A 23,480-nucleotide genomic window follows, 5' to 3' on the forward strand; every position below is an offset into this window, starting at 1 on the left:
CGGTCCTCTACTCCCCTGGCTTCTAGAAGTCGAGCACCATCACGATCGCGTCCTCAGGCGGCTGGCCCTCGTCCACGTAGTAGTTCGGCCGCACCCCCACCGGGCGAAAGCCGAACGACTTGTAGAGGTTGACGGCCGGCTCGTTGCTCTTGCGCACTTCCAGCGTCGCCAGGCAGCACTTGCGCGCCCGCCCCTCGGCCAGGGTGGCATCCATCAGCGCCCGCCCCACCCCCCGCCGCCGGTGCTCCGGCGCCGTCGCCACGTTCAGCACGTGCACCTCGTCGTGGACGATCCAGAAGATGGAGATGCCCAGCAGGCGCCGGCTCCCCTCCGCCAGGGGCTCCTCCAATAGGAAGATGACGGACCAGTCGTGGCTGAGCTCTCGCTGCAGCAGCTCGAACGACCAGGGGTTGCGGAACGAGGCCTTCTCCAGGTCCATCACCGCCGGAAGATCCTCCCGCGTCATCCTCCGGATGAGGAACGGGGACTCCGGCTTCAGCTTGTCGCTCGGGTGGGACTCCTCGCGCATCCGTCTCATGGCTCCCCCTCCCGGGCCCGGGCAAAGGGCGCTACCCGCCGGACCCGCGCGCTCTCTCGGACCAGCTTGAACTCCTCCTTCGCCAGCTGGCCATAGCGCTCGCGGAACAGCTTCTCCTTGAGGGTGTCCCGCACCGCCTCGTACGGCCCCCCCAGCGTCCCCTTGTGCTCCTCCCAGTACCGCCGCACCTCCGCCTCGCTCACCTGGGCACGCAGGCGAATCCGGCTGTCCAGGATGCGCTCGGCCCGCACGCCCCGCTCCAGCACCGCCGTCAGCTGCTCCAGGTCCGCGTCGTGCCGGGCCAGGAAGGCCAGCAGCGCCGTCTCGTCCTCGAAGCGATCACGGAATGCCCTCAGCCGCGCCTCCACCTCCGAGCGCTCCGCCTGGAAGGCCTGCAGCCGATCCGCCCCCGCCACCAGCAGCCGCTGGTTGATCGCCAGCTCCAGCGCCCCTCGGAGCGTCTGCTCGTCGAGCGAGACCTCCGCCGCTCGCACGCCCCCTCGCTGTACCAGCGTCACCCGAGCCTCGAACTCCAGCTCGCTCAGGGTGAGGACCTGGGTGCCGATGACCGCTACCACCCGGTCGATCACCCGCCCCTCGGCCGCCGGAGCCTCCCCAGCAGGCTCGGAAGGCGGCTCGGGAGCAACCGGCCGGGCGACGGCCAGGGGCGCCAGCGCGAGCCAGCCCACCATCAGCCCCGTCTTTGTCCCTCGTCCGAGCCGCGCTGCCATTCTCACCCTCGTGCCTCCGGCCACTTTATACATCCGGACCGTGGCTCACATGCCTTGCTGGCGATCGTCGCACGGCAGGTTACGTTGTTGTCGCTGTCTCGGAGGGCGGCAACACCATGGCGGACGACTACTACCAGATTCTCGGCGTGTCCCGGACGGCATCGGCCGACGAAATCAAGAAGGCCTTCCGCAAGCTCGCCCGCAAGTACCACCCGGACGTCAACCCGGGGGACAAGGCGGCGGAAGAGAAGTTCAAGCAGCTCAATGCGGCCTTCGAGGTCCTCTCGGACGAGCGCAAGCGCAAGCTCTACGACGAGTTCGGCGACGAGGCGGCCCAGTTCGGCTTCGACGAGAAGAAGGCCACGCAATACCGGGCCTACAAGGCCGCCCAGGCGTCCGGCGGCGGCATGCCGTTCGGTGGCGGGGGCGGCGTGGACTTCGACCTGGGCGACATCTTCGGCGACATCTTCAACCGCGGGGGTGGCGGCGGCGTGGACTTCGGAGAGATGTTCGGACGCGCCGGAGGAGGCCGGGCCGCCGGTCCCACCCCGGGCGAGGACATCACGGCCACCCTCACCCTCAGCTTCAACGAGGCCCTCACCGGCACCGAGCGCAGCATCTCGCTCCAACGCCCCGGCCGCTGCCAGCGTTGCCATGGCTCGGGCCAGGTGGGGACACCCACCACGTGCGCTACCTGCGGAGGGACCGGGAAGGTGCGCCGCAGCGGCGTCCTGGGCAGGAACACCAGCGGAACGTGCCCCACCTGCCGGGGGACCGGCCGCGCCGCCCCCCCCTGCCCTTCCTGCCACGGCTCGGGTGTTCTGGAGGAGACGGCTCGCCTCACCGTGAAGATCCCCGCCGGCGTCCATACCGGCTCCAAGGTGCGGCTGTCCGGCCAGGGCGCGGCGGGCTCGCGCGGGGGGCCCGCCGGAGACCTCTACATCGAGACGATCGTCTCCGAGCACCCCCTGGTGCGCCGCGAGGGCGACGACCTCTACATGGATCTGCCGGTGACCGTCTCCGAGGCCATGTTGGGCGCCGAGGTCCGCGTGCCCACCTTCCAGGGCGAGGTGACCGTGAAGGTCCCCGAGGGCTCCCAGTCTGGCCGCCGCATGCGCCTGCGGGGCCGGGGCGCCCCCTCTCTCAAGGGAGGACCGGCGGGTGACCTCTACCTCACACTCCAGGTCAAGGTGCCCGAACACCCCTCCAACGAGGCCCGCCAGGCCGCCGAGGCGCTCGCCCGTGCCTACCAGGGCGATGTCCGGGGCTCCCTGCAGCTCTAATCGACGGCTGGTCACTGGCCATCCAAGCTTCTTGCGTTAGCTTGCGCCGCGTCCTACACGGCGCCCAAGAACTCGCAGCACCCCTCGGAGCCTCTCCACCATGGGCATCTTCGATTTCCTCGGCGGCTCCGGCCCCGAAAAAGCCCTCAAGCTCAAGTCCAAGGTGACCCAGAAGTATGGGGACCCCTCCACCCGCCAGAAGGCCCTCCAGCAGCTCGGGGAGATGAAAATCCCCGAGGCCGTCAGCGTCCTGCTCCACCGCTACACCATCACCGTGGAGCCCCTCACCACCGACGCCGACGAGAAGGAGCACGTCTTCGAGCTCATCAAGAGCTTCGACAAGGACGCGGTGGCCCCCGTCACCGAGTTCCTGCGCAAGAACGAGCAGGCCACCTCCTGGGCCCTCCGCATCCTCGAGTCGCTGCTGCCCGAGTCCGAGGTCATCAGCATCGTCGTGGACACGCTCAACACGCTGAGCGCCCAGTACATGCGCGACCCCGAGAAGAAGGTCGTCCTGCTCCACTACGTCACCGGAAAGCAAGATCCGCGCATCGCTCCGGCCGTGCTCCCCCACCTCGATGACATGGCGGACGAGGTGAAGATCGCCGCTCTCAAGGCGCTCGGCCCCCAGAAGCATGAGCCGGCGCGCGAGCCCATCCTCCGCCTCCTGACGGCCGGCGACACCGCACGCCGCGTGCAGACGGCCGCCCTGGGCGCACTCCAGGAGAGCGGCTTCGGCGTCCAGGGCTACCGCGAGAAGGTGGAGGCCGTCATGAACGAGCCCTACTACCTCGACGGCAGTGGCCTGGTGCAGCGCCGCGGCTGATCGGCACGCAGCAGGCACTCCGGTTGACCTCAGGTGTGCCCCCTCTCCCACTGGGCTGAAGAATGCACACGCAGAGGGAGAGAGGGAGCAAGGGGTGAGCAAGCTGGATGGAGCATGACGTGAGCGGTAGGGCCGGATAGAGAGGCAGCCCATGGAAGCTGCCCCTTTGTATCTGACGTACGAGGTTCTCTATCCAGCAGGGAGTTTCGGTCCGCTTGAGGAGGTGTGGCTGAGGGAGAGGTTGCTGCACACCCTTCACCTGATGGAGGGGCAGCCCGGCGTCACCATCAACCGATTGGGCACCAGCCGGGCGGAGCGAATGGGGGCCTACCGCATGCTGGAGAACGAAGACGTCAGCTTCCGGCAGCTGCTGGAGCCAGCGGCCCGGACAGTGGGCAAGGCGGTGGCGAAAGGGCAGGCGGGAGAGGTGGCCTTGTGTGTACACGACCGGACCGAGGTGGAGCTCAGCCATCTGTCCATGAGCGGGGTGGGCCAGGTGGGCAATCCCGTGTGTCAGGGCTTCTTTCTGCAGACGGCGTTGGTGGTGCAGGCCGACGGCGCCGCTTTTGGAGTGCTGGGAGCGCGCACCTGGGCGCGCCCGGCCGCGCAAAGGGGAAAGGCCAAGAGCAGGAAGCAGCGGCCCTTCGAGCAGAAGGAAAGCAGCTTGTGGTGGCAGGCCATGGTGGAGGCCGAAGAGGGAGTGGGCGAGCCAGGGCGACTGCTGCACGTCATCGACGCCGAAGGAGACATTTTCGAGTTGTTCTCCCGCTCGGCTAGCGCGTCGTATCAACTGCTGGTGCGCGCCGGCCAGGACAGGCGCGTGGAGGGAGAAGGGGGGAGGCTGTGGGCCACCATGGAGGGGCTGCCCGTGGTGGACAGCCGGCTGCTGCACGTGTCGGCGCAACCAGCCCGGGCGGACAAGCCGGCGCGCACGGCACGCGACGCCACGCTGGTGCTGCGCTACGTCCCTCTCACGCTGCTGCCTCCCGGGCGCCAGGGTGGGCAGCCGGTGCCGGTGTGGGGCGTGCTGGTGCGCGAAGAAGAGCCGCCACAGGGACAGAAAGCAGTGGAGTGGCTGCTGCTGAGCAACGTGCCCATTGAAAGCGTGGAGGCGGCCTGGGGCGCGGTGTCCACCTACCAGAAGAGGTGGGGGATTGAGGAGTTGCACAAGGCCCTGAAGACGGGCTGCCGCCTGGAGGGGCGTCAGCACCAGAGGCGCGAGCACCTTGAAAACCTGCTCGTCCTCACTCTGCTGGTTTCCGTCAAGATGCTGCGCCTGCGCACCCTGAGCCGCACTCTCCCGGACGAGCCCGCAGATGAAGTGTTGGAGCCCGCCGAGGTGCAGGTGCTCCAAGCCATGGCACCCCAACTCTCTCCACGCATGCGACTGCAAGGGGCGCTGACGCTTCGTCAGGCCCTGCTGCTCATCGCCGCCCTAGGCGGTTACATGGCCAACCCGGACAAGAAACCTCCGGGCTGGCTCGTCCTCTGGCGCGGCTACGAACGGCTGGGCGACTACGTCGCCGGCTTCACCCTCGCCCAGCACCTTTCCTCCGCTCCCCCGCCTACTTAGCGTGTGCAATCCTCAGCCCACTGGGAGAGGGTTGAGCCCCTGATGTCACCTATCCGACACGGCAATTGTCCTGCGGTCGTCCCCTGTTCTGGGGGGCGTCGGGGAGGGGTTTCCACCCCGGCTCCGGGTAGCGCAGGATCGGCCCGAGTGGCGATCGCGCCGCCCCCATACGTGGACGGGGGTGGATGCGCCCGCCCCCTGGTTGCCGAGGTAGCTCCGTGCCGAAGAAGAAGGTTCCGCATCTGGCAGAGATCGTCACCCTCCGTCCCGACGTGAAGAAGCCCCGACGGATGGTGAAGCCCCAGCCCCCCGTGGACGGCGAAGCCGTCGAGCGCGCCCTGGTGGAGATGTCGCAGCACATCTGCTCCAGCGCTGGCCCCACCGAGGCCCTCCGCTCGCAACTGCAGATCATCCACGGCCTCATGCAGGCCAAGGCCTGCTACGTGGCTCGCTTCGAGCCCTCGCGCAACCAGCTCCACGTGGAGCACGTGCGCGGCCGCTACGACGAACGCATCATCGCCGCCACCCCCGAGCAGGGCCTGGTGGGCCGCGCCTTCGCCGATAAGACCATCCTGCGTGACGAGGAGACCGTCGCCGTGCCGCTCGACAGCCCCCAGGGCGTCAGCGGCGTGCTCGCCATCCTCGCCCCCCGCCGCGCCGTCTCGGACGCCATGCTAATGGCGCTCGCCGGCCAGCTCTCCGCCGCCTACGAGGTGGCCCGCCTGCGCGATGACAGCGCCCGCCGCAACAAGGACCTGCAGACGGCCATCGCCGGCCTCAAGGCCCTGGAGCAGAGCCGCGACGAGCTGCTCGGCAACGTCTCGCACGACATGAAGAACCCCCTCACCACCCTCAAGGCCTACCTGGCCATGATGGGGCGCGAGAAGCTCGGAGCCATCTCCGACGCCCAACGCCGCGCGGTGCAGGTGTGCGACCGCAGCGCGGACCGCATGTTGCGCATGGTGAATGACCTCCTGCTCATGTCCCGCCTCCAGGCTGGGAAGATGCAGCTCAACCAGCGCCCCTTCGGGCTCAAGTCCGTGGCCGAGGAGGTCATCCGCACCCTCACGCCCATGGCCGAGCAGGCCAAGGTGCAGCTCACCCTGCCCCCCTCCACCGAGGTCTTCGTCCGCGGCGACCGCGAGCGCATCGCCGAGGCCATCCAGAACCTCGTGGAGAGCGGCATCCACCGTTGCGAGGCCGATGACACCGTGGAGCTGCGCGTCTCCGTCGAGGACGGGCTCGCCCTGCTTACCGTGAAGGACAGCAGTCCGGGCATCGGCACCGAGGACCTGGAGCACGTCTTCGATCCCTTCTACCGCCCAGAAACAACCCGCGGTCAGGGACGCAGCCTCGGCCTGCCACTGGTGGCGAAGATCCTCGCCCTGCACGGCGGCCGAGTGGAGGCCGCCAGCACCTTGGGTGAAGGCACCTCCTTCCAGCTGGTGCTGCCCATGTTCGCCGGCGCCGTCAGCACGCCTGACAGCGCCCAGGCCGGCCCCCGCGCTGGCGGCATCCTCCTCGTCGAGGACGACGCCGACTGCCGTGAGGTGCTTCAGCAGGTGCTCGAGCAGGAGGGCTACCGGGTGATGTCCACCTCAGGGGCCGCCGAGGCCCGCTCCATCCTCTCGCATATCCGCCCGGCCATGGTGCTGTTGGATCTGCGGCTCAGCGAGGAAGATGGACGCTCCGTGCTGCGCTTCATCCGCGGCACCGAGTCCCTCGCGGACGTGGCCGTCTACATCATCTCTGGCGCCAGCGAGGTCTCCACCCTCGGTGCTGGCCAGGGCTTGGACCGCATCGACGGATTTTTCGAGAAGCCACTGCAATTGCCGCGGCTGCTCGACACCGTGGCCGCCGTGGTCCGCCCCAGCCGCCGCAATCCGGCCGTGACCTGAAAGGACACTCCGACTCAACGCGTTGACAGAAGGTGCGCGGAATACCGTCCGGTTTCGCTTAGTATCCGCGCGATCCAATGACTCCTTCCGTCTACTCCCGTTATCGGACTGCCTTCGTCGAGGCGCTCGCCCAAGCCCTGGGCGTGCAGGCGTCCGAGATCGACTCGCAGGTGAAGCCGGCCGATCCGGCTCACGGCGACTTCTCCTTCCCCACCTTCCCCCTGGCCAAGGCCCAGAAGAAGGCCCCGCCGGCCATCGCGGCCGCGCTCGCCCAGGGCGTGAAGGTGCCGGGCCTGGAGGTGGTGGCCGCGGGCCCCTACGTCAACGCGAAGTTCGCGCTCATGCCCTTCACCACCGAGGTCCTCGACGCGGTGCGCTCGCAGGGCGCGCGCTACGGCGGCGGAGACGTGGGCGCCGGCAAGACGGTGGTCATGGACTACTCGTCGCCCAACATCGCCAAGCCCATCGCCTTCCACCACATCCGCTCGACAGTCATCGGCCACAGCGTGGCCAACCTGCACCGGGCACTCGGCTACAAGATCGAGGGCATCAACTACCTGGGCGACTGGGGCAAGCAGTTCGGCCTGGTGGCCGTGGGCTTCCAGGAGTACGGCGATCCGGCGCGCCGCAAGGACATGGCCCACCTCGTGGAGGTGTACATCAAGGCCAACAAGCGCGCGGAGGCCGAGCCCGCCTTCGACGAACGGGCCCGCGACTTCTTCCGGCGCATGGAGGCCAATGATCCCGAGGCGCTCGCGCTGTGGAAGGAGTTCCGCGAGACGTCTCTGCGCGACTTCGAGCGCATCTACGCCCGGCTCGGCGTGAAGTTCGAGCACATGGAGGGCGAGAGCCGCTACCAGGGCAAGATGGAGGCGGTGATCGAGGAGATCGCCCGCAAGCCAGGCGTCAAGGAGTCCGAGGGCGCCACCATCGTGGACATCCCCTACGGCGAAAACGAGCCGCCGGTGCTGCTCAAGAAGAACGACGGCAGCACGCTGTACGCCACGCGCGATTTCGCAGCGGCCATCGATCGGTACGAGCGCTTCCACTTCGACAAGTCGCTGTACGTGGTGGCCACGGACCAGGCGCTGCACTTCCGGCAGCTCTTCCGGGTGCTCAAGGCCATGGGCCGCGAGTGGGTGGACCGCATGGTGCACGTCAACTTCGGCCGCGTGCACGGCATGAGCACGCGCAAGGGCAACGTGGTGCTCCTCAACGACGTGCTCGACGAGGCCAAGGCACGCGCTCGCGAGAAGGTGCAGGAGAACATCCAGGCCGGGAAGATGCAGCCGGAGGACCCCGAGGCCCTGGCCGAGCAGATCGGCATGGGCGCCATCTTCTTCGGCGACCTGAAGAACCGCCGGACCACGGACTACACCTTCGACTGGGAGGACGTCCTCGCCTTCGAGGGGCACTCCGGTCCGTATCTCCAGTACGCCCACGCGCGTACCTGCAACGTCCTGCGCAAGGGCGGAGGGGCACCGGCCTCGTATGATGCGTCGCTGCTCACCCTGCCAGAGGAGCAGGCCGTGCTGCGCGCCATCGCCCGGCTGCCGGTGGTGGTGCAGGAGGCGGCGGAGCAGTTCGAGCCGAGCTTCGTCGCGCGGTGGCTGTTGGACCTCGCCGCGGAGTTCAGCCGCTACTACACGCTGGGCAACCAGGATCGCAGCAAGCGCGTGCTCGTGGACGACAACGAGCCCGTGAAGGCGGCGCGGCTCGCGCTGACGGATGCGACGCGGGCGGCCCTGGCGGCCGGCCTGACGCTGCTGGGTATCGCTACTCCCGAGAACATGTAACGAGGCTCGCGTGGACAAAGGGGGGCCGCACGTGGACACCGCATTGACACCAGCTGTGAATCACAGTGAGGCGTTGAAGGAAGAGTTTGGTCCCATCTCCCGGATACTGGGGGAGCGCTACTTCGACGGGGTACGGTTCCCCGCCGAGGCCGAGGACGAATTGCGCGCGCTCCACGCCAAGGGGTTCGTGGTGCACGTCATGCGCACCACGGCGTGGATCAACTTCCTCTATCTGGCCTGGGCCATGGTGCGCCGGGCCCTGCCGCCCGTGCGGGCAGTGGTGAACCTGCGGCCCTGGTTCACCCGCCCCTTCCGCAAGACGGCGCAGCGGGGCGACTTCGACGTGCGCTTCACCTACGCCCGGCGCCACGCCGGCAGCGGCCTCATCTTCCTCAAGAAGACGGCCCTCTTGAGCGCCGCGGGCAAGGACATCGAGGAGAACCCCTTCCCCTCGCTCGTGGCCATGGCGCGCAAGAGCGACAAGACCATCTTCCTGGTCCCCGAGCTCTTCGTCTGGGAGAAGCGCACCTCGCGCATCAAGCCGAGCCTCCTGGACCACGTCTTCGGCAGCCCGGACGCGCCCGGCTTCGTGCACTCGATGGTGGCCTTCTTCCGCAACTACCGCCGCGCCCAGTTCCGGGTCGGCGAGCCCATCGATCTCAAGCGCTTCATCGAGGAGAACCCGCAGGACTCGGACGAGCTCATCGCCCGCAAGGTGCGCAGCGCGCTCAGCCACCACCTCGCCCGCGAGACGCGCGCCGTCTTCGGCCCGCCGGTGAAGCCGCACGAGCGTATCCTCGAGGAGACGCTGCGGGATCGCACGCTGCGCAAGGCGCTGGACACCGTGGCCACCGAGAGCAACCGCCGGCCCGAGAGTGTGCTTCGCCAGGCCCGGCGCAACCTCCAGGCCATTGCCGGCAAGCCCAGCCCTACGACGCTGTCCTTCGTCGCGCCCATGCTCGGGTGGGTGTTCAACCGCATCTACGACGGTATCGAGGTGGACGAGGCGGGGCTCAATCGCGCCCTCAAGGCCGCCAGCAAGGCCCCCCTGGTGCTGTGCCCCTCGCACAAGAGCCACGTGGACTACCTGGTGATGAGCTGGGTGCTGTGGAACCGCGGCTACGCCGTCCCCCTGGTCGCCGCGGGCGCCAACCTGTCCTTCTTCCCGCTGGGACCCCTCCTGCGCCGCTGCGGCGCCTTCTTCCTGCGCCGCTCCTTCAAGGACGACAAGGTGTACGCCGCCACCTTCAAGGGCTACGTGAAGAAGCTGGTCCACGACGGCGTGCACCAGGAGTTCTTCCCCGAGGGCGGCCGCTCGCGCACCGGCAAGCTGCTCCAGCCCAAGCTTGGCATGTTCACCTGGCAGCTCGAGGCAGTGCTCGAGGGCGCTCGCAACGATCTCCTCTTCGTGCCCGTGTCCATCGACTACGAGAAGGTCGTGGAGTCGGGCAGCTACTCGAAGGAGCTGGCCGGCGGAGAGAAGAAGCCGGAGGACATCAAGGCCCTGCTGAGCACGCCCAAGGTGCTGGCGGCGCGCTACGGCCGCATCCACCTCACTTTCGACGAGCCGCTGTCGCTGGTGGACCTGATGAAGAGCCGCGGGCTCGACCCGGCCCAGCCCATCACGGACGATCAGAAGAAGGGCCTGGTGCGCGCCCTGGGCAACCGGGTGATGTACGGCATCAGCAAGGTGTCCACCGTGACGCCGCACGCGCTGGTGAGCGCGGCCCTGCTGGCCCACCGCCGGCGCGGAATGACGAGCCGCGAGCTGACGGACCGCATCAACATCCTCCGCCGCATCGCCGAGGAGAAGGCGGCGCCGCTGTCCACCATGCTGAAGGACTCGCCGAGCAACCCGGAGGCGATGGGCGCCATCCAGGACGCCATGCGCACCTTCTGCTCGGACGGGATGGTGCGCACGCAGAAGGCGCACGGCGAGGTCATCTATCAGGCCGAGGACCACCGCCGCGGCGAGCTGTCCTTCTACAAGAACACGTTGATGAACCTGGTGGCGGCGCGCAGCCTCGTGGCCAACGCGCTGCTGGTGGGGGCACCGGCACCGTTCGACGAGGTGAAGGCTCGGGCGCTGTGGCTGTCGCGGCTCTTCAAGGTGGAGTTCATCTACCGGGTGGGCGAGAGCTTCGACACCATCTTCGCGGAAGTGGTGGAGCGGCTGGTGCGGATGGGCCTGGTGCTGCACCAGGGGGACACGCTGAGCGTGGCGCCGGAGCCCCATGCCCGGCCGGAGCTGGAGTTCCTCGCGGATCTGCTGCGCGACTACCTGGAGTCCTACCTGATCGCCGCGCAGACGCTGCAAGAGGTGGCGGCGGGCACGGCACAGGATCGCAAGTCCTTCGTGAAGCAGGCGATGGACCTGGGGCGCGCCGAGTACCACTCAGGGCGCATCACCGCGGCCGAGTCGCTGGCCAAGGTGACGCTGGAGAACGCGGTGGCCTACATGGTGGAGCAGCGCTACCTGGTGGAGGAGGACAAGAAGCTGAAGCTCGGACCGGCGGCGCCCGACGTGGCGGCGAGCAAGCAGTTCGCCGAGGAGATCCGCCGCTACCTGCGCCACCAGGGTTGAGGGTTCACGGCGACGTCCGGAAGGGCACCCGCACCTCCTGCGAGAGCGGATTGCCCTCCTGGTCGGTCAACGAGGTGCGCAACACCAGCGTGTACGCGGTGCCCGGCACGAAGGCCCCCGCCTCCGTGCTCACGGTGACGGTGTAGGGCACATCGCCACGCTCGATGTCCTCCTCCACGTCCGACCCGGGCGGCACCGTCAGCTTCAGGGGGACCTCCACCCTGCCCTCGAAGACGGAGATGCCAGGACGCAGCGTGCGGACGTCCATCGTCTCGGAGAAGAGGATCTCCAGCGAGCCATTCGCGGGCACCGTGCCTCCGGCGCTCGGCTCGGTGGACAGCACATCGGGCGGATCCGTGTCGCGCGCGGCGAGGAAGGGATCCCCCGGCTCCAGGCACGCGGCACACCCCAGCAGTCCCACGAGCAGTACCCGGCGCATCAGCGGCACCCCTTCTGCGCGAGGCTCGTCTCGGTGTGGCACTTGAGACAGGCCCTGTCATTGGCCGCCGCCACCCGCTTGCACGCCGCGGCGAAACCATCCGGGTGCGGGTTCACCTGCCGCCGCACCGACTTCTCCGAGTGGCAGCTCATGCACGACTCCTCGCGGTGGCAGGACACGCACTGCTGGATGTCTCGCGAAGCCACGATGCCGTGGTGCTGGGGTCCTGGAACCTCGACCCAGGCGGCATAGTCCGGGTGCACCTTCACGTTGCGCGGGCGCAGCGAGCGGTCCGCGTCCATGCCCACGCCCGTGCGCTCGTGGCACGCCGCGCAGAAGGACTGCATCCGGTGGCAGCTCGAGCAGCGCGCGCTGTCCATCCGCGCCTGCACCGGGTGCAGGGTGATGAAATCGTTGGGGTGCACCGACAGCGGCTTCTGCAGCGCGTCGTGGCACGACTGGCAATAGGACTCAGCGTGGCACGACATGCACGTCTGCCGGTCCACCGACGCTCGGCTGCCATGGGTGAACTCGTAGCGCGGCCCATGGTCCAGGCCCAGCGGGTTGCCCTGCATCGGCCTCAGCACGCCCGAGGGGAACGTCAGCTGCAACCGGCCCGAGGGCTCCGTCGGGTGACAGCTCTTGCACTGCTTGGAGGCCACGCTGCCGTCATGGCACTCGAAGCAGGAGGCCATCTTCGGCAGCTGCTGCCGGGTGGCGAGCTTCACGTCCGTCATGGTCCCGTGGCACGTCGTGCACTCCACCTTCTTCTGCACGTGCACCTTGTGGCTGAAGTGCAGGTTCGCCGCGGGCACGTCCACCTTCGGCGGCGCCATGCGCACCGTGGCATCGAACCCCGGGTGGCACGTGTTGCAGCTCGACGGCGGATCCGTCTTCTCACCCTTCCGCGCTGCCTCGAGGTCGTGACAGGTCTCGCACTCCGCATGGCCCGGGAGGTTGCGCTCCTTCGACGAGTCACTGGCTCGCACGGCATCGTGGCAGGAGACGCACTCGGCGCCCGCGGCCAGGTGCTGCGCATGGTCGAAGCGCAGGGGGATGTGCTGGGCCGGGTAGACGGCGAGGCTGCGCTCGCGCGAGGTGGCCGCCCAGGAGAGGCCCGCCACCACGAGGGACAGGGCAACGAGGCCCAAAGCTGTACGGAAGCGGCGCTCCATCTACAGGCTCGCCTTCAGATCGAAGAGGAAGAATACCTTGGAGTCCCAGCGCGTGTACGGATTCACGTTCTGCTCGAGCACCAAGGACAGGCGCGCGGCCTGGGACAGCGCCTGGCTGGCCCACACCTGCGCGCCGAAGAAGTTGCCCGCCAGCAGCGGGTTGAAGCCATCGTCGATATGCGCCGCGGAGAGCCGCCCATCCAGGGTGAAGCGACCCTGCCCGAAGCCATACCCGGCGGTGAGATCCGCCCAGAACTGCGAGCCCCCGAAGCCCCGCCGGTACGACACGTCCAGCGCCGAGCGGAAGCGCCCCGACCGCAGCGCCGCACCCGCCGAGCCGCCCACCGTATAGGACGGAGGCCCTCCGGGCTGCTGCGCCGCCTGTGCCAGTTGGCCGCTGCTGTTGAGCTCCGTGTGGTACAGGCTCCCCACGCCCTGCACGTAGTAGCGCAGCGGGCCTCGTGGGAAGAAGTCCAGGCGCACCCTCGCCTCGTCCCGGGGGGCGAAGGCGAACCAGTACCAGATGGAGTCCGCGGAGAAGACCGGCGAGAGCCGCATCGCCTCGCCGCTCACCGCCAGCTGCTCCCCATCCCACCGCACCTGCGCACGGGCCTGTGCGAGCCGGCTCGCCAGCACATCGAAGTCCACTCCCGCCAGCGCGCTCAGCCCGAGCCCCCGCCCATACCTCGCCTCGAACGTCGCACGCTCGAGGTCCGTCTTCCCCTCCACCAGCGCCCGGCGGTACCCCAGCGAGGCGGACACCCCCTTCAGGTCCTCCAGCAACAGCTTCGCGCCGTACATCGGCTCGAGCGCCGTCAGTGTCGGGTCCGCGCCGGCCACGCCCTGCTCCAGCCGCCGCGCATCGCTCTCCCGCGTCCCATCGGGCTGGTACACCGACGAGGCCAGGAACCCCGCCCCCTTTACCCACAGGCCCCCGTACACCTCCGCCCCGAGCCCCAGCGGGCTCACGTAGCGCACCCGCAGGCCATCGAAGGCCAGGATGTCCGCTACATCCACGTAGAGCTGCCGCCCCAGCCGCCCCTCGAAGCCGTTCCCCCCGTAGCGCACGAAGGCGTAGAGGAGATCCGCATCCTCCGAGCGCACCCCATCGATCTTCGCCGCCTCGCCGCGCGGCAGGCCGAAGTCCGCGAAGATGCGCAGGCTGGACTCGAAGCCCACGTCCTGCCCGGTGACGAGCTCGTAGCCGTTGAGCCCCAGGTACTGGACGATCCTCCGGCGCGGCAGCAGCACCGGCTCATCCGGAGAGGCGTCCCTCCACGAGCGAATCTGATAGATCTGCGCCTCGGTGCGCGCCTCGAGCTGAAACGCAGAGGCCGAGGCGGTCCCCGACACCAGCAGCGCACTCGATGCGCCCACCACGGCCAACCTTCGCTGCGTTCGTCCCGAGAAGCGCGCCAAAGTGGGGGCATTATAGAAGCGCCTCGTTCCGGTGCCTCGTGTTTCGAGCACCTTCCTCGCAGCCGGAGAACGCCGTTGGAAGAAGTCAGCCCCAACCCCCCACCTACACGCCCGCCGCATCTGCTCGATCCGCGCACCGTGGCGGTGCTCGCCGCGGCGGCCGTGTTCGTGGGCTTCCTGGCCTCGGGGGTGCTCGTGCAGAGCCTCAACGCGGCCTTCGGCATCTGGTTCACCCAGATCTTCGTGTTCCTCGGCCTGGGCTGGTTCGTGCTGCGCGCCACCGGGAGGGAGCCGGTGCGCTACACCGGCCTGACCTTCCCGGGCCTGGCGCCGGTGGCCTTCGGCTTCGCCCTGGGCGTGGCCAACTTCTTCGCCATCATCGCCCCCATCCAGTACGTCTCCCAGTCGCTGCTGCCCCAGTCGTGGCGGGAGATCTACGACGTCGCGGACATCTTCCGGGGCCAGTCGCCCGTGGAGATGGCCTTCATCGTGGCGAGCGTGACCATCGCGGCCCCGGTCTGCGAGGAGTTCTTCTTCCGAGGCGTCTTCTTCCAGGGCCTGAGGGCACACGGAGGACCCGCCATGCGAGCCCTCCTCTTCTCCGCGGTCGTCTTCAGCGCGTTCCACCTGGATCCGGTGGGCTTCCTCGCCCGAGTGGAGCTGGGGATGCTGTTCGGCTGGCTGTTGGTGCGCACCGGCTCCCTGTGGCCGGCCATCCTCGCGCATACGGCCAACAACCTCGTGTCCACGGTGTTGTTCTTCGTCGCGCGGCACTTCGAGTCCCCCGAGCAACCGGCCACCCAGGAGGATCCAAGGGGCCTGCTGATCCTCGTGGCCCTCGGCTGCGCAGCCCTCTATGCGCTAATGGCCGCCGCGCACCGCTTCCCGTCTCTGCTGGGACCGCCCCGTCCACCCGAGGTCCTCGAGGCCCCAGAGAATCCAGTCCCGCTGGAGTCCGCGCCCCGGCTCCTGCGGCTGGCCTTCCCCTGGCTGCTCGCCGCGACCCTCTCCTTGGGGGCCTACAGGGCCCTGGACCCCATTGGCATCCAGCTGAGCCAGATTGACATGCGCTACCCGCTGCAGAGCGTTCCCGAGGACGCACCGGACGCGCTGCAGGCCGAGCGCGAGGCCCTCTTCGAGCTCCGGGTACGCGCCCGGCGGGGCGAGATACCGCTTGGGGAGTACGCCCAGGAGCGGGCGAGACAATCCAAGCAAAAGAGGACCGATGACCGTTGACCGTGAATGCCCCCGCTCCCGCTGGGAGAGGGCTGGGGTGAGGCTCCACGCATGAGAACAATCACCGCAACACGCTATGTCACGCCGCTGCGCGAGGGCGGCTCAGTGCCCGCCATCATCGAGGCGGAGGACTCGGGGATGTACGTCCTGAAGTTCCGGGGGGCGGGCCAGGGAATCAAGGCGCTCGTGGCCGAGATCATCTCGGGCGAGCTGGGGAGGGCGCTGGGGTTGAGGGTGCCGGAGCTCGTGTTGGTGGAACTGGATCCGGCCCTGGGCCGCGCCGAGCCGGACGCGGAGATCCGCGATCTGATCAAGGCGAGCCCGGGCATCAACCTGGGAATGGACTACCTGCCGGGCTCCATCACGTTTGATCCAACGGTGGGCCCGGCGCCGCAGGCAGCGGAGGCCTCGGCCATCGTGTGCTTCGACGCCTACGTGACGAACGTGGACCGCACGCCGAAGAACCCGAACATGCTGAGCTGGCACAAGGCGCTGTGGCTCATCGACCACGGCGCGTCCCTCTACTTCCACCACGCGTGGGACGACTACCTGGAGCGCAGCCAGAGCCGCTTTCCGGCGGTGAAGGATCACGTACTGCTGCCCTGGGCGTCGGCCCTGCCGGAGGCGGAGGCGGCACTGCGCCAGCGGGTGACGCCGGAGGTCATCCAGCACGTCGTCGGATGCGTGCCCGAGGCATGGCTGGGCCCGGCAACGGAGCCCCGCTTCGCGACGGCGGCCGAGCACCGAGAAGCCTACGTCACGTACCTGCAGAAGCGTCTGGAAGCGGCGCCGGCGTTCATCGAGGAGGCACAACGTGCCCGCGCACAGCTCGTTTGACTACGCCATCATCCGCGTCGTGCCGCGCGTGGAGCGCGAGGAGTTCATCAACGCGGGTGTCATCCTCTACTGCCTCACCCGGCGTTACCTGGATGCAAGGGTGGAGCTAGACGAGCAGCGGCTGCTGGCACTCGCGCCGGACGCCGACGTGGAGCTGATCCGGAGCCACCTGGAGTCGATTCCCCGTATCTGCGCGGGAGGCAAGGCCGCGGGGCCGATTGGCCAGCTGCCGCAGAAGGAGCGCTTCCACTGGCTGGTGGCGCCGCGCAGCACGATGCTCCAGACGGGCCCGGTCCACGCGGGACTGTGCGAGGAGCCGGGGAAAGCAATCGAGCACCTGATGCAGCGGATGGTACGGCCCGCGTCCCCCTCTCCCTCTGGGAGAGGGACGGGGTGAGGGTGAAAGAACCCGTCCCCGTGCTCCCCCTCGCGAGAACCAGAGAGGAAGCCCCAGGGACGGGCCGGTACTTCAGATGAACCGGTAGGAGGCCACGTTGAACACGGGCCCCACCATGGCGGCGGTCAGCATGTCGCGGGCCACATCGCCCTCGACCTCCACGCGCTGACCGTCCTTCTTGATCTTCCGGTCGCCGCCGGCGAGCTGGTAGGTGCGCCCATCATCCCCCTCCAGCACCCAGACGCCCGTCTCGATATCGCGGTACACCACGCGTCCGGTGAGCTTCATGCCGCCGTCTCCTTGCGAAGCATGGCCCGCGCGAGGAAGAGGCAGATGAACGTGTTGATCACCAGCCAGGGCAGCGCGAGGAAGTGGAAGGGCATCCACGCCAGGGCGGGCGCCTTGGACCAGGCGGCGTAGGCGAGGAAGCCCGCGAAGCCCAGGGCAAGCCCGCCGATGGCCGGGCGAATCCCCTGGAACTTGATGGCCAGGAAGGACAGCAGCAGCGGGATGAGCGAGCTGTAGAAGAGCGGGTTGGCCAGCTTGCCCCGGCCGAAGATGATGCGCTGCCAGTCGGGGATGGGCAGGTACGCCGCATCCAGCACCTCGCCCGCCACGCCCGAGGCTCCACCGAACCACGAGCGCGCGAAGAACACGCCCACGGTGGCGAGCACCAACGGCACGAGGAAGCTCGGGCGCACGAGGACGTTGAGGTAGCCGGGACGCTCACGCCCACGCAGCGTCAGCAGCACCAGCGCCAGCAGCGCCAGGGCCCACCAGAGGGACGGCCAGCGCGTGGCCCCGCCCCCGAGCGCATTCAGCGAGGCCTGGGCGTCCAGCAGCCCGTGCCCGTACTCCTCCGTCCAGGCCTGCTCGCCCATCCGCTTCGCCCCCGCGTAGAGGGCCTTCTCCACCTCGTCCGGCCCGCTGGCACCCTCGGCGTACAGCAGCGCCGCCACGGCGGCCACGTGCGGCGTCGCCATGCTGGTGCCCTGGTAGGCGGCATAGACGGAGCGCGACGGATCCCTCGGATCAATGGTGTTCTGCAGGATGCCGCCCGCGTCCCCCTGGCGCTTGTCACCACCCGGGGCCGCGATGTCCAGCTCCTTGCCATAAGACGAGTACGGGGCGCGCGTGCTTCCCGGGCCCACCGCCGACACCGCCACCGCGCCCGGGTACGCCGCGGGGAACTCCACGCGCGGACGCCCGGCGTTGCCCGCCGCGGCCACCACGGTGACGCCCTTCTTGCGCGCGTACTCCACCGCGTCCGCCATCACCTTCGAGTAGCCGCCACCGCCCAGGGACATGTTGATGACGTTGGCGCCGTTGTCCGCAGCGAAGCGGATGGCCTCGGCGATGTCCGCCGACGTGCCGGAGCCAAAGTGGTTCAGCACCTTCACCGGCATCAGCGTCGCCTCGAAGGCCACGCCAGCCACGCCCTGGCCGTTGTTGGTCACCTGGGCGATGGTGCCCGCCACGTGCGTGCCGTGCCCGTGGTCGTCATTGGCGTGCTCGTCGTCGTTGACGAAGTCGTACCCCGTCTTGAACTTCGCCCCCTTCAGGTCCGGCACCTGCTTGAAGTCGTCGTGGTCCTCGTAGGCGATGCCCGTATCCAGCACCGCCACCACCACGCCCTTGCCCCGGCTCTCCTTCCAGGCGCTCGGCATCTGGATCATCCGGAGGTTCCACTGCTTGGGGTAGTCCGGATCGTTCGGAGTGAAGCCGTCCTTGCTGCTCTCCTCCAGCGAGGAGTCCAGCTCCAACACGGCCTCCTCGCCGGGCGGGACCGAGTAGATCCGCAGCGGCTCGGCGGACTCGACGGCCGGGTGCTGGAGGATGCGCACGAGCGCCGCGTCCACATCACCTACGCCCCGGGCGATCGTCACGCCGGTGCGCTGACCCTCCACGGAGTTGAACTCGACGTCGACGCCCCAGTCGGCCTCCCAGGCATCGAACTCGGCCTCAGTGGTGCCGTCCTTGAAGTCCACGACGATGCCACCGGGCTCCTCCTCGGCCAGGACGCGCCGCGAGGTGTCCACCGCCGGGGCCCCCTTCGCCTCCGTCCCCTCGGACTCCGAAGGAGACGTGCAGGCAGCCATCGCCAGGGCCAGCACCGCACTTGCCAGGATCCAACGCTTCATGAGCGCTCCTTGATGCAGAACCCTACGAACGAACGGCGGAACGATTGGGTCTCTTGAGTCTGTTCGACGCCCCTCCCGGCGGACAAGCTTCCCTCCGGGATGAGGAACCTTCGTTAATTCAACGGGTTACATGACCTCGGTCATTTGCCCGACAGCATCTTCAGCCAGGTGCGTACCACTTTTCCCACCATGGGTAGGGCGTGATGGAAATGGGCCCCGGCGCCCTCCACCACCGCCAGCTCGCCTCCCGCCGCCTCCACCGCCTCGGCCAGCTCCGCCCGGGACAGGGTGGAGTCCAGCTCACCCACCACCACCAGCAGCCCCCGGCCCAGCCCGGCCAGTTCTCGGGCCGACACCGCCCTGGGGCTCACCAGACACAGGCCCGCCACCTCAGGATGGCGCGCCCGGAGCTCAAGGGCCACCCGGGCACTACCATGGAGCGCGGCCACGGCCGCCGCGGGCGAGTGGGCATTCTCCAGCACCACACCCAGCGCGGCACTGGCGTCCTGGAGCAGCGCCTCACCCGAGCCCCTCTCCCCCTGGCTGCCGCCGACACCCCGGTAGTTGAAGCGCAGCGTCGGATGGCCGGCCGACGCCGCGGCAAAGGCCAGCTCCGCCCCGATGACATGGTCCATGCCACCGCCGTCCTCGGGCCGAGGCGGGAGGACGAGCAGCGGCGGACGCTCCTCGCCCCGGTGCGCCACTCCTTCCATCACCTCGGGGCCCACGGGAATGAGCGTGGAGCGTTCGAGGAACTGACCTTTGAGGACCATAGACGGGGCGCAGGATAACGCGGAGCGTGTCCGCGTGCTTCACTCCTGGAGCGTTTCCTGCCGGGCGGTGAACGACAGCCGGGCCTCGCAGGACAGGGCGCTGCCTCCGGCACACGTGGCGCAGCTCGAGCGCAGCTCCACCACGCCCCGGGAGATGGTGTCCAGCTCCTCGAAAACGATGCGCATGGCCGTAGACTCGAGCGCCTTGCCATCGGCCGCCACCAGCACCCGCTCGGCCGAGAAGGAGTCCCCGCTGCCGGCGATGGCCCCCGAGAGCTGCACCGGCGGGGCATCCCCCAGTGGCCAGCCTCCCTCGGGAGAGTCCAGTTCCAGGAAGGCACGGTCGGAGCTCCCGGCCTCCCAGACGGTCCAGAGGAAGTCCCGGTAGAGGTTGCGATCCTCCACATGCGAGGCAGGAGGCGTCCCGCCGCGGTAGCAGGAGCCCGGGAGCGCCGAGAGGGGCGCGGGGTCCACCACCACGCGGTAGCGCCGGATGTCCTCCCCGCCGCCACAACCAGCGAGCACGGTGAGCATCGCCACGATTCCCAGGAATCTCATGTCAGGTCGCTCCCGCCATCTCCGCCGCGTGCTCCTGGCGGACCCACGCGTAATACCGATCCGTGTTCTCGGGGGTGTGGAAGAGCACGAGAAGCGCGAGACGCTTCTCGTCATAGAGCTTCGTCAATAGCCCCCAGAGCCGGTGGCTGAGCTCTCGTTCCTCGGCATCGGGCACATCGAACACTTCCAAGGACCAATCCCGGCCCGAGAAGTCACCCTTCGTGGTCCGATGATCCGTCCACCTCACAGGCCGATCTCCGACGATCTCCCGCACCTGCCGACGGATCTCCTCACGTTCATTCACCATATCGGCTCCTCCCCGAGCACCCGCTGAACAATGGCCGTGGCCGTCGCCAGCGCCTTCCTTGCACGCGCCACCGTCAGCTCCTCCTCGAGGTAGTCCGCGGACACCCGCAGCCGTACCAGTTCGTAAAGCCCCTCACTCGTCCGGTCATCGAGCACCCCTGCCCTGCGTGCCTCGTAGGGCAGAGGATCATGCAAGAAGTAATATACACCCGGCCTGACTTCTGGAGTAGGGATACCCGCTTCGTTCATCGCATGCCAGCACGCATGGTAGGCCGCGTAGTACGCCCGCGAGGCCGCCGCATTGGGGCACGGATCCTCAACGTCCAGAAGCACACGTGCCGCCACCAGGTTCTCCCACGCCTTCCGCTCCATCACCCTTCCCCTCCACCTGCCTCCTTCCTACTCCCCACCTCTGACATGAGGCCGCCCGCCCCCACCCGAGCGGTCACCCGGAAACCCGGTGTCCTCCCACCCCCCTCCGCATTCCTCGCGACGCCGGGCGGGCTGCTGGTAACGTCCGCTCGAAAGAACGACGCCTCCTGAGAGGCGGAGGACCCATGACTCGCGACGAAGCGCAGCGACTGGTACAGGCGTTCATGAAGTCCCTCGGGCAGTCCAGCGAGGGACTCAACCCACAGGGGTTCGGTGGAGCGGCGCTCGGGAACGCGCAGCTCTACTTCGAGTACCACGCGGACAAGCAGACGCTGGAGACGAGCGCCCTCATCTACAAGTTCCGGGATCCGCCCAAGCCCGGCGTGCTCGAGGGCTTCCGCGCCGAGGAGAAGTCCGGCACGGACACCGGCGGTGGCACGGTGGACTACGAGACCGAGAACAACAGCCTCTTCCTCAGCCGCACCTACGCCACGGTGCCGCCTGAGGCCACCTTCCGGGAGGACATGAAGCGCCTCACCCAGGCGAGCATCGTCTGGGGCGACGAGGTGTTGGACCGCGTGGCCTCGCGCGTGTTCAAGCGCTGAGACGCGAGTTCCAAGAGCTTTTCAGGGAGTGGCGCGAGCCGCTCCCGCCTGCTCCGCCGCGAGCTCCTCGCGGACCCAAGGGTAATAGCGATCCGTGTTCTCGGGGGTGTGGAAGAGGATGGTGAGCGCCAGACGCTTCTCTTGATAGAGCGGCATCTTGATCTCATCAAACAGACGGCCATGGAGCGCACGTTGCTCGGCAAAGGGCACGTCGAAGATCTCCAGGGCCCATTCGCGCCCCGGGAAGCCGCCCTTCGTGGTCCGATGGTCCGTCCACCGCACGGGTCTGCCACCCACAGCCGCCATCACCTTCCGCCGAATCTCTTCCCGCTCGTTCACCATGTGGGCTCCTCCCCCAGGAGGCGCCGGACGAAGCTCGTGGCCGTCTCCAGCGCCTCGCTCACCAACTCGACCGTCACATCATCCACAACATAATCCGCGGCCACCCGCAGGTCGGCCAACCAGCCAAGATCCCTGCCCGCTTGCCTATCGAGCACTCCCACCTCGATTGCATCTTCAGGCAGAGGCTCATGCAGGAAGTAATATACACCCGGCCTGACTTCCGGAGTAGGGATACCCGCTTCGTTCATCGCATGCCAGCACGCATGGTAGGCCGCGTAGTACGCCCGCGAGGCCGCCGCGTTGGGGCACGGCTCCTCAACATCCAGAAGCACACGTGCCGCCGCCAGATTCTCCCACGCCTTCCGCTCCATCGCCCTCCCCCTCCACGCCTTCCTTCCCTATCACCCACCTCCGACATAAGGTCGCCCGCCCCCACCCGAGTGGTCATTCCGGGCCCGGACTCGCGTCGTGCATCCCCGAGAGAGGGGCAATAACGCCTGGCCCGCAAGTGCCACTCCGGGAATGGACCCACAGGGCGGAACGCGAGGAGAAGGACGGATGGGATTCTTCCGGAAGAAGTCGGTGGAAGTGGACGCGCCGAAGCCACGGCGAAACCTGGGCCTGGCGATGGTGACACTCGATCGCGCGAGGGCATTGCCCGAGGGAGCGCTGCTGGCCTTCCTGCGGGACAACTGGCGGGAGCTTCCACGTGCGACGGAGATCCGCCAGGAGGGGGACACGCTGAGCTTCGAGCTGGAGGGCGCGGCCGTCACCCTCACGCTGATGCGCGCTCCCATTCCCTGGGGAGACCTGGAGGGGCCGGCGCGCGCCGCCTGGCACTGGCCCGAGGCGGCCAATCGGCTGAAGGCCCATCTGGCGCACGTCATCGTCGCCGTGCTGGCACCGGAGATGGATCGCATCGCGACGATGCTGCTGCTCACGCGGGTGGTGGCCGCGGTGGCCGCGACGACCGATGCCAGCGGGGTGTATTGGGGCGAGGGACCGGTGGTGAACGCACCGGACGACTTCGTCGAGGAGGCGAAGCGGACCTCACTCGAGCGGCTGCCCCTGTACCTGTGGCTGGCCTTCCAGCTCATGCGCAACCCCGACGGCACCTTCACGCTCGCCACCTCGGGCCTGAGGTCGTTCGGTTTCATGGAGCTGGAGCTGGTGGCGCTCCGCGAGAAGCCCGCGACACTGGTGGACCGGGCCTTCAACTTCGCCCACTACCTGCTCGACCACGGCCCCGTGCTGAAGGACGGGGACACCATCGGTCTGTCCGCCGAGGAGCGTTTCCGCATCCGGCACCTGCCCTCCGCCATCGAGCCATCCCGCACGGTGTACCGGATCGAGCTGTGAGGCCCAACTCGACCAGACGAGCAGCGGATTCGATTATCCGACAATGATGTCACCCGACTTCGATGGGGATGCCTATGCCGGATATAACTGCGCGACCGGCTACGGGAACGTCACGCAGCACTATTCGAGCTGCTGGGGCTACAACCTCGGCGCAGACGGTGACGCCCCCATCGAAGACGGTAGGGTTGGTCCGCATCTGCATTCCGGCGCCGCGTCCACTATGGGGCTGAGCACGGACGGGAGCTATTACACCCGCGTCCGCCGCATCTCTCGCTTCGTGAAGTGGTAGGGC

At 68.4% G+C, this 23,480-nt stretch carries 25 protein-coding genes; 12 read left to right on the forward strand and 13 right to left on the reverse strand.

The genetic code is table 11. From position 1 onward, the window contains the following. Window positions 1–22: 22 nt before the first annotated feature. On the reverse strand, window positions 23–538 hold the full coding sequence (gene rimI / locus OV287_RS31830; RefSeq protein ID WP_267537801.1) for a ribosomal protein S18-alanine N-acetyltransferase: 516 nt from the start codon (window positions 536–538) through the stop codon (window positions 23–25). Continuing rightward, window positions 535–1,269 (reverse strand): hypothetical protein, encoded by a 735-nt coding sequence (locus OV287_RS31835; RefSeq protein WP_267537802.1) that lies wholly within the window; start codon window positions 1,267–1,269, stop codon window positions 535–537. Before OV287_RS31835 ends, rimI begins: the two co-directional genes overlap by 4 nt. Window positions 1,270–1,385: 116 nt before the next feature. On the opposite strand from OV287_RS31835, the gene dnaJ reads away from it, so the two are divergent. The 6 genes from dnaJ to OV287_RS31865 all read left to right on the forward strand — a co-directional run bounded on the left by dnaJ (window position 1,386) and on the right by OV287_RS31865 (window position 11,229). Next, complete coding sequence (dnaJ, locus tag OV287_RS31840) at window positions 1,386–2,552, forward strand: molecular chaperone DnaJ (RefSeq protein ID WP_267537803.1); 1,167 nt, start codon at window positions 1,386–1,388, stop codon at window positions 2,550–2,552. 100 nt (window positions 2,553–2,652) lie between these two features. Continuing rightward, the gene (locus OV287_RS31845; RefSeq protein ID WP_267537804.1) at window positions 2,653–3,378 is read left to right on the forward strand and encodes a HEAT repeat domain-containing protein; all 726 of its coding nucleotides are present in this window, start codon (window positions 2,653–2,655) and stop codon (window positions 3,376–3,378) included. A 151-nt stretch (window positions 3,379–3,529) separates the two neighbouring features. Next, a complete protein-coding gene (locus tag OV287_RS31850; RefSeq protein WP_267532091.1) occupies window positions 3,530–4,951 on the forward strand; it encodes an IS4 family transposase in 1,422 nt (473 codons plus the stop codon). 218 nt (window positions 4,952–5,169) lie between these two features. Next, on the forward strand, window positions 5,170–6,849 hold the full coding sequence (locus tag OV287_RS31855; RefSeq protein ID WP_373371849.1) for an ATP-binding protein: 1,680 nt from the start codon (window positions 5,170–5,172) through the stop codon (window positions 6,847–6,849). A gap of 77 nt (window positions 6,850–6,926) precedes the next feature. Further along, complete coding sequence (gene argS / locus OV287_RS31860; protein WP_267537806.1) at window positions 6,927–8,645, forward strand: arginine--tRNA ligase; 1,719 nt, start codon at window positions 6,927–6,929, stop codon at window positions 8,643–8,645. Window positions 8,646–8,676: 31 nt separating this feature from the next. Further along, on the forward strand, window positions 8,677–11,229 hold the full coding sequence (locus tag OV287_RS31865; protein ID WP_267537807.1) for a 1-acyl-sn-glycerol-3-phosphate acyltransferase: 2,553 nt from the start codon (window positions 8,677–8,679) through the stop codon (window positions 11,227–11,229). Window positions 11,230–11,233: 4 nt separating this feature from the next. Here the strand turns inward: OV287_RS31865 and OV287_RS31870 are convergent, their stop codons facing one another. Genes OV287_RS31870 through OV287_RS31880 form a run of 3 tightly spaced genes read right to left on the reverse strand, consistent with a single transcriptional unit; the run spans window position 11,234 to window position 14,220 of the window. Continuing rightward, window positions 11,234–11,668: an Ig-like domain-containing domain gene (locus OV287_RS31870; RefSeq protein ID WP_267537808.1), complete on the reverse strand. Its 435-nt coding sequence runs from the start codon at window positions 11,666–11,668 to the stop codon at window positions 11,234–11,236. Further along, window positions 11,668–12,843, reverse strand: coding sequence for a cytochrome c3 family protein (locus OV287_RS31875; RefSeq protein ID WP_267537809.1), 1,176 nt, complete (start codon window positions 12,841–12,843; stop codon window positions 11,668–11,670). Before OV287_RS31875 ends, OV287_RS31870 begins: the two co-directional genes overlap by 1 nt. After that, window positions 12,844–14,220 carry a hypothetical protein gene (locus tag OV287_RS31880; protein ID WP_267537810.1) on the reverse strand — a complete coding sequence of 459 codons (1,377 nt, stop codon included), beginning with the start codon at window positions 14,218–14,220 and terminating at the stop codon, window positions 12,844–12,846. Window positions 14,221–14,337: 117 nt separating this feature from the next. Between OV287_RS31880 and OV287_RS31885 the strand changes: the two genes are divergently transcribed. From OV287_RS31885 to OV287_RS31895, 3 genes are read left to right on the forward strand one after another with little or no spacing between them, the layout of a single operon-like run. Continuing rightward, entirely contained in the window at window positions 14,338–15,498 is a 1,161-nt protein-coding gene (locus OV287_RS31885) for a type II CAAX endopeptidase family protein (RefSeq protein WP_267537811.1), read from the forward strand. Between the two features lie 51 nt (window positions 15,499–15,549). Beyond that, window positions 15,550–16,335, forward strand: coding sequence for a HipA family kinase (locus OV287_RS31890; protein WP_267537812.1), 786 nt, complete (start codon window positions 15,550–15,552; stop codon window positions 16,333–16,335). Beyond that, the gene (locus tag OV287_RS31895; RefSeq protein ID WP_267537813.1) at window positions 16,313–16,732 is read left to right on the forward strand and encodes a DUF3037 domain-containing protein; all 420 of its coding nucleotides are present in this window, start codon (window positions 16,313–16,315) and stop codon (window positions 16,730–16,732) included. The genes OV287_RS31890 and OV287_RS31895 overlap by 23 nt, the downstream gene beginning before the upstream one ends. Window positions 16,733–16,804: 72 nt before the next feature. Here the strand turns inward: OV287_RS31895 and OV287_RS31900 are convergent, their stop codons facing one another. The 6 genes from OV287_RS31900 to OV287_RS31925 all read right to left on the reverse strand — a co-directional run bounded on the left by OV287_RS31900 (window position 16,805) and on the right by OV287_RS31925 (window position 20,885). Then, the gene (locus OV287_RS31900) at window positions 16,805–17,020 is read right to left on the reverse strand and encodes a DUF5818 domain-containing protein (RefSeq protein ID WP_043408938.1); all 216 of its coding nucleotides are present in this window, start codon (window positions 17,018–17,020) and stop codon (window positions 16,805–16,807) included. Beyond that, a complete protein-coding gene (locus OV287_RS31905; RefSeq protein WP_267537814.1) occupies window positions 17,017–18,873 on the reverse strand; it encodes a S8 family serine peptidase in 1,857 nt (618 codons plus the stop codon). The genes OV287_RS31900 and OV287_RS31905 overlap by 4 nt, the downstream gene beginning before the upstream one ends. 140 nt (window positions 18,874–19,013) lie before the next feature. After that, window positions 19,014–19,646 carry a type IV pili motility protein SglT gene (sglT, locus tag OV287_RS31910; RefSeq protein WP_267537815.1) on the reverse strand — a complete coding sequence of 211 codons (633 nt, stop codon included), beginning with the start codon at window positions 19,644–19,646 and terminating at the stop codon, window positions 19,014–19,016. 39 nt (window positions 19,647–19,685) lie between these two features. Continuing rightward, window positions 19,686–20,204, reverse strand: a complete 519-nt coding sequence (locus tag OV287_RS31915; protein ID WP_267537816.1) for a hypothetical protein — start codon at window positions 20,202–20,204, stop codon at window positions 19,686–19,688. A gap of 1 nt (window position 20,205) precedes the next feature. Further along, window positions 20,206–20,511: a hypothetical protein gene (locus OV287_RS31920; protein WP_267537817.1), complete on the reverse strand. Its 306-nt coding sequence runs from the start codon at window positions 20,509–20,511 to the stop codon at window positions 20,206–20,208. After that, complete coding sequence (locus OV287_RS31925) at window positions 20,505–20,885, reverse strand: hypothetical protein (protein ID WP_267537818.1); 381 nt, start codon at window positions 20,883–20,885, stop codon at window positions 20,505–20,507. The genes OV287_RS31920 and OV287_RS31925 overlap by 7 nt, the downstream gene beginning before the upstream one ends. 182 nt (window positions 20,886–21,067) lie before the next feature. Between OV287_RS31925 and OV287_RS31930 the strand changes: the two genes are divergently transcribed. Continuing rightward, window positions 21,068–21,487 (forward strand): hypothetical protein, encoded by a 420-nt coding sequence (locus OV287_RS31930; RefSeq protein ID WP_267537819.1) that lies wholly within the window; start codon window positions 21,068–21,070, stop codon window positions 21,485–21,487. 21 nt (window positions 21,488–21,508) lie between these two features. On the opposite strand, the gene OV287_RS31935 is transcribed toward OV287_RS31930, so the two are convergent. Together OV287_RS31935 and OV287_RS31940 are read right to left on the reverse strand one after the other, a co-directional pair. Continuing rightward, complete coding sequence (locus tag OV287_RS31935) at window positions 21,509–21,829, reverse strand: hypothetical protein (RefSeq protein WP_267537820.1); 321 nt, start codon at window positions 21,827–21,829, stop codon at window positions 21,509–21,511. After that, a complete protein-coding gene (locus OV287_RS31940) occupies window positions 21,823–22,200 on the reverse strand; it encodes a HEPN domain-containing protein (protein WP_267537821.1) in 378 nt (125 codons plus the stop codon). The genes OV287_RS31935 and OV287_RS31940 overlap by 7 nt, the downstream gene beginning before the upstream one ends. Before the next feature lie 187 nt (window positions 22,201–22,387). Between OV287_RS31940 and OV287_RS31945 the strand changes: the two genes are divergently transcribed. Together OV287_RS31945 and OV287_RS31950 are read left to right on the forward strand one after the other, a co-directional pair. Beyond that, window positions 22,388–23,188, forward strand: a complete 801-nt coding sequence (locus OV287_RS31945; RefSeq protein WP_267537822.1) for a DUF4261 domain-containing protein — start codon at window positions 22,388–22,390, stop codon at window positions 23,186–23,188. A gap of 43 nt (window positions 23,189–23,231) precedes the next feature. Beyond that, complete coding sequence (locus tag OV287_RS31950) at window positions 23,232–23,477, forward strand: hypothetical protein (RefSeq protein ID WP_267537823.1); 246 nt, start codon at window positions 23,232–23,234, stop codon at window positions 23,475–23,477. The last annotated feature ends 3 nt before the right edge of the window (window positions 23,478–23,480 follow it).

Source organism: Archangium lansingense (genome assembly GCF_026626635.1).
GTDB lineage: Bacteria > Myxococcota > Myxococcia > Myxococcales > Myxococcaceae > Archangium > Archangium lansingense.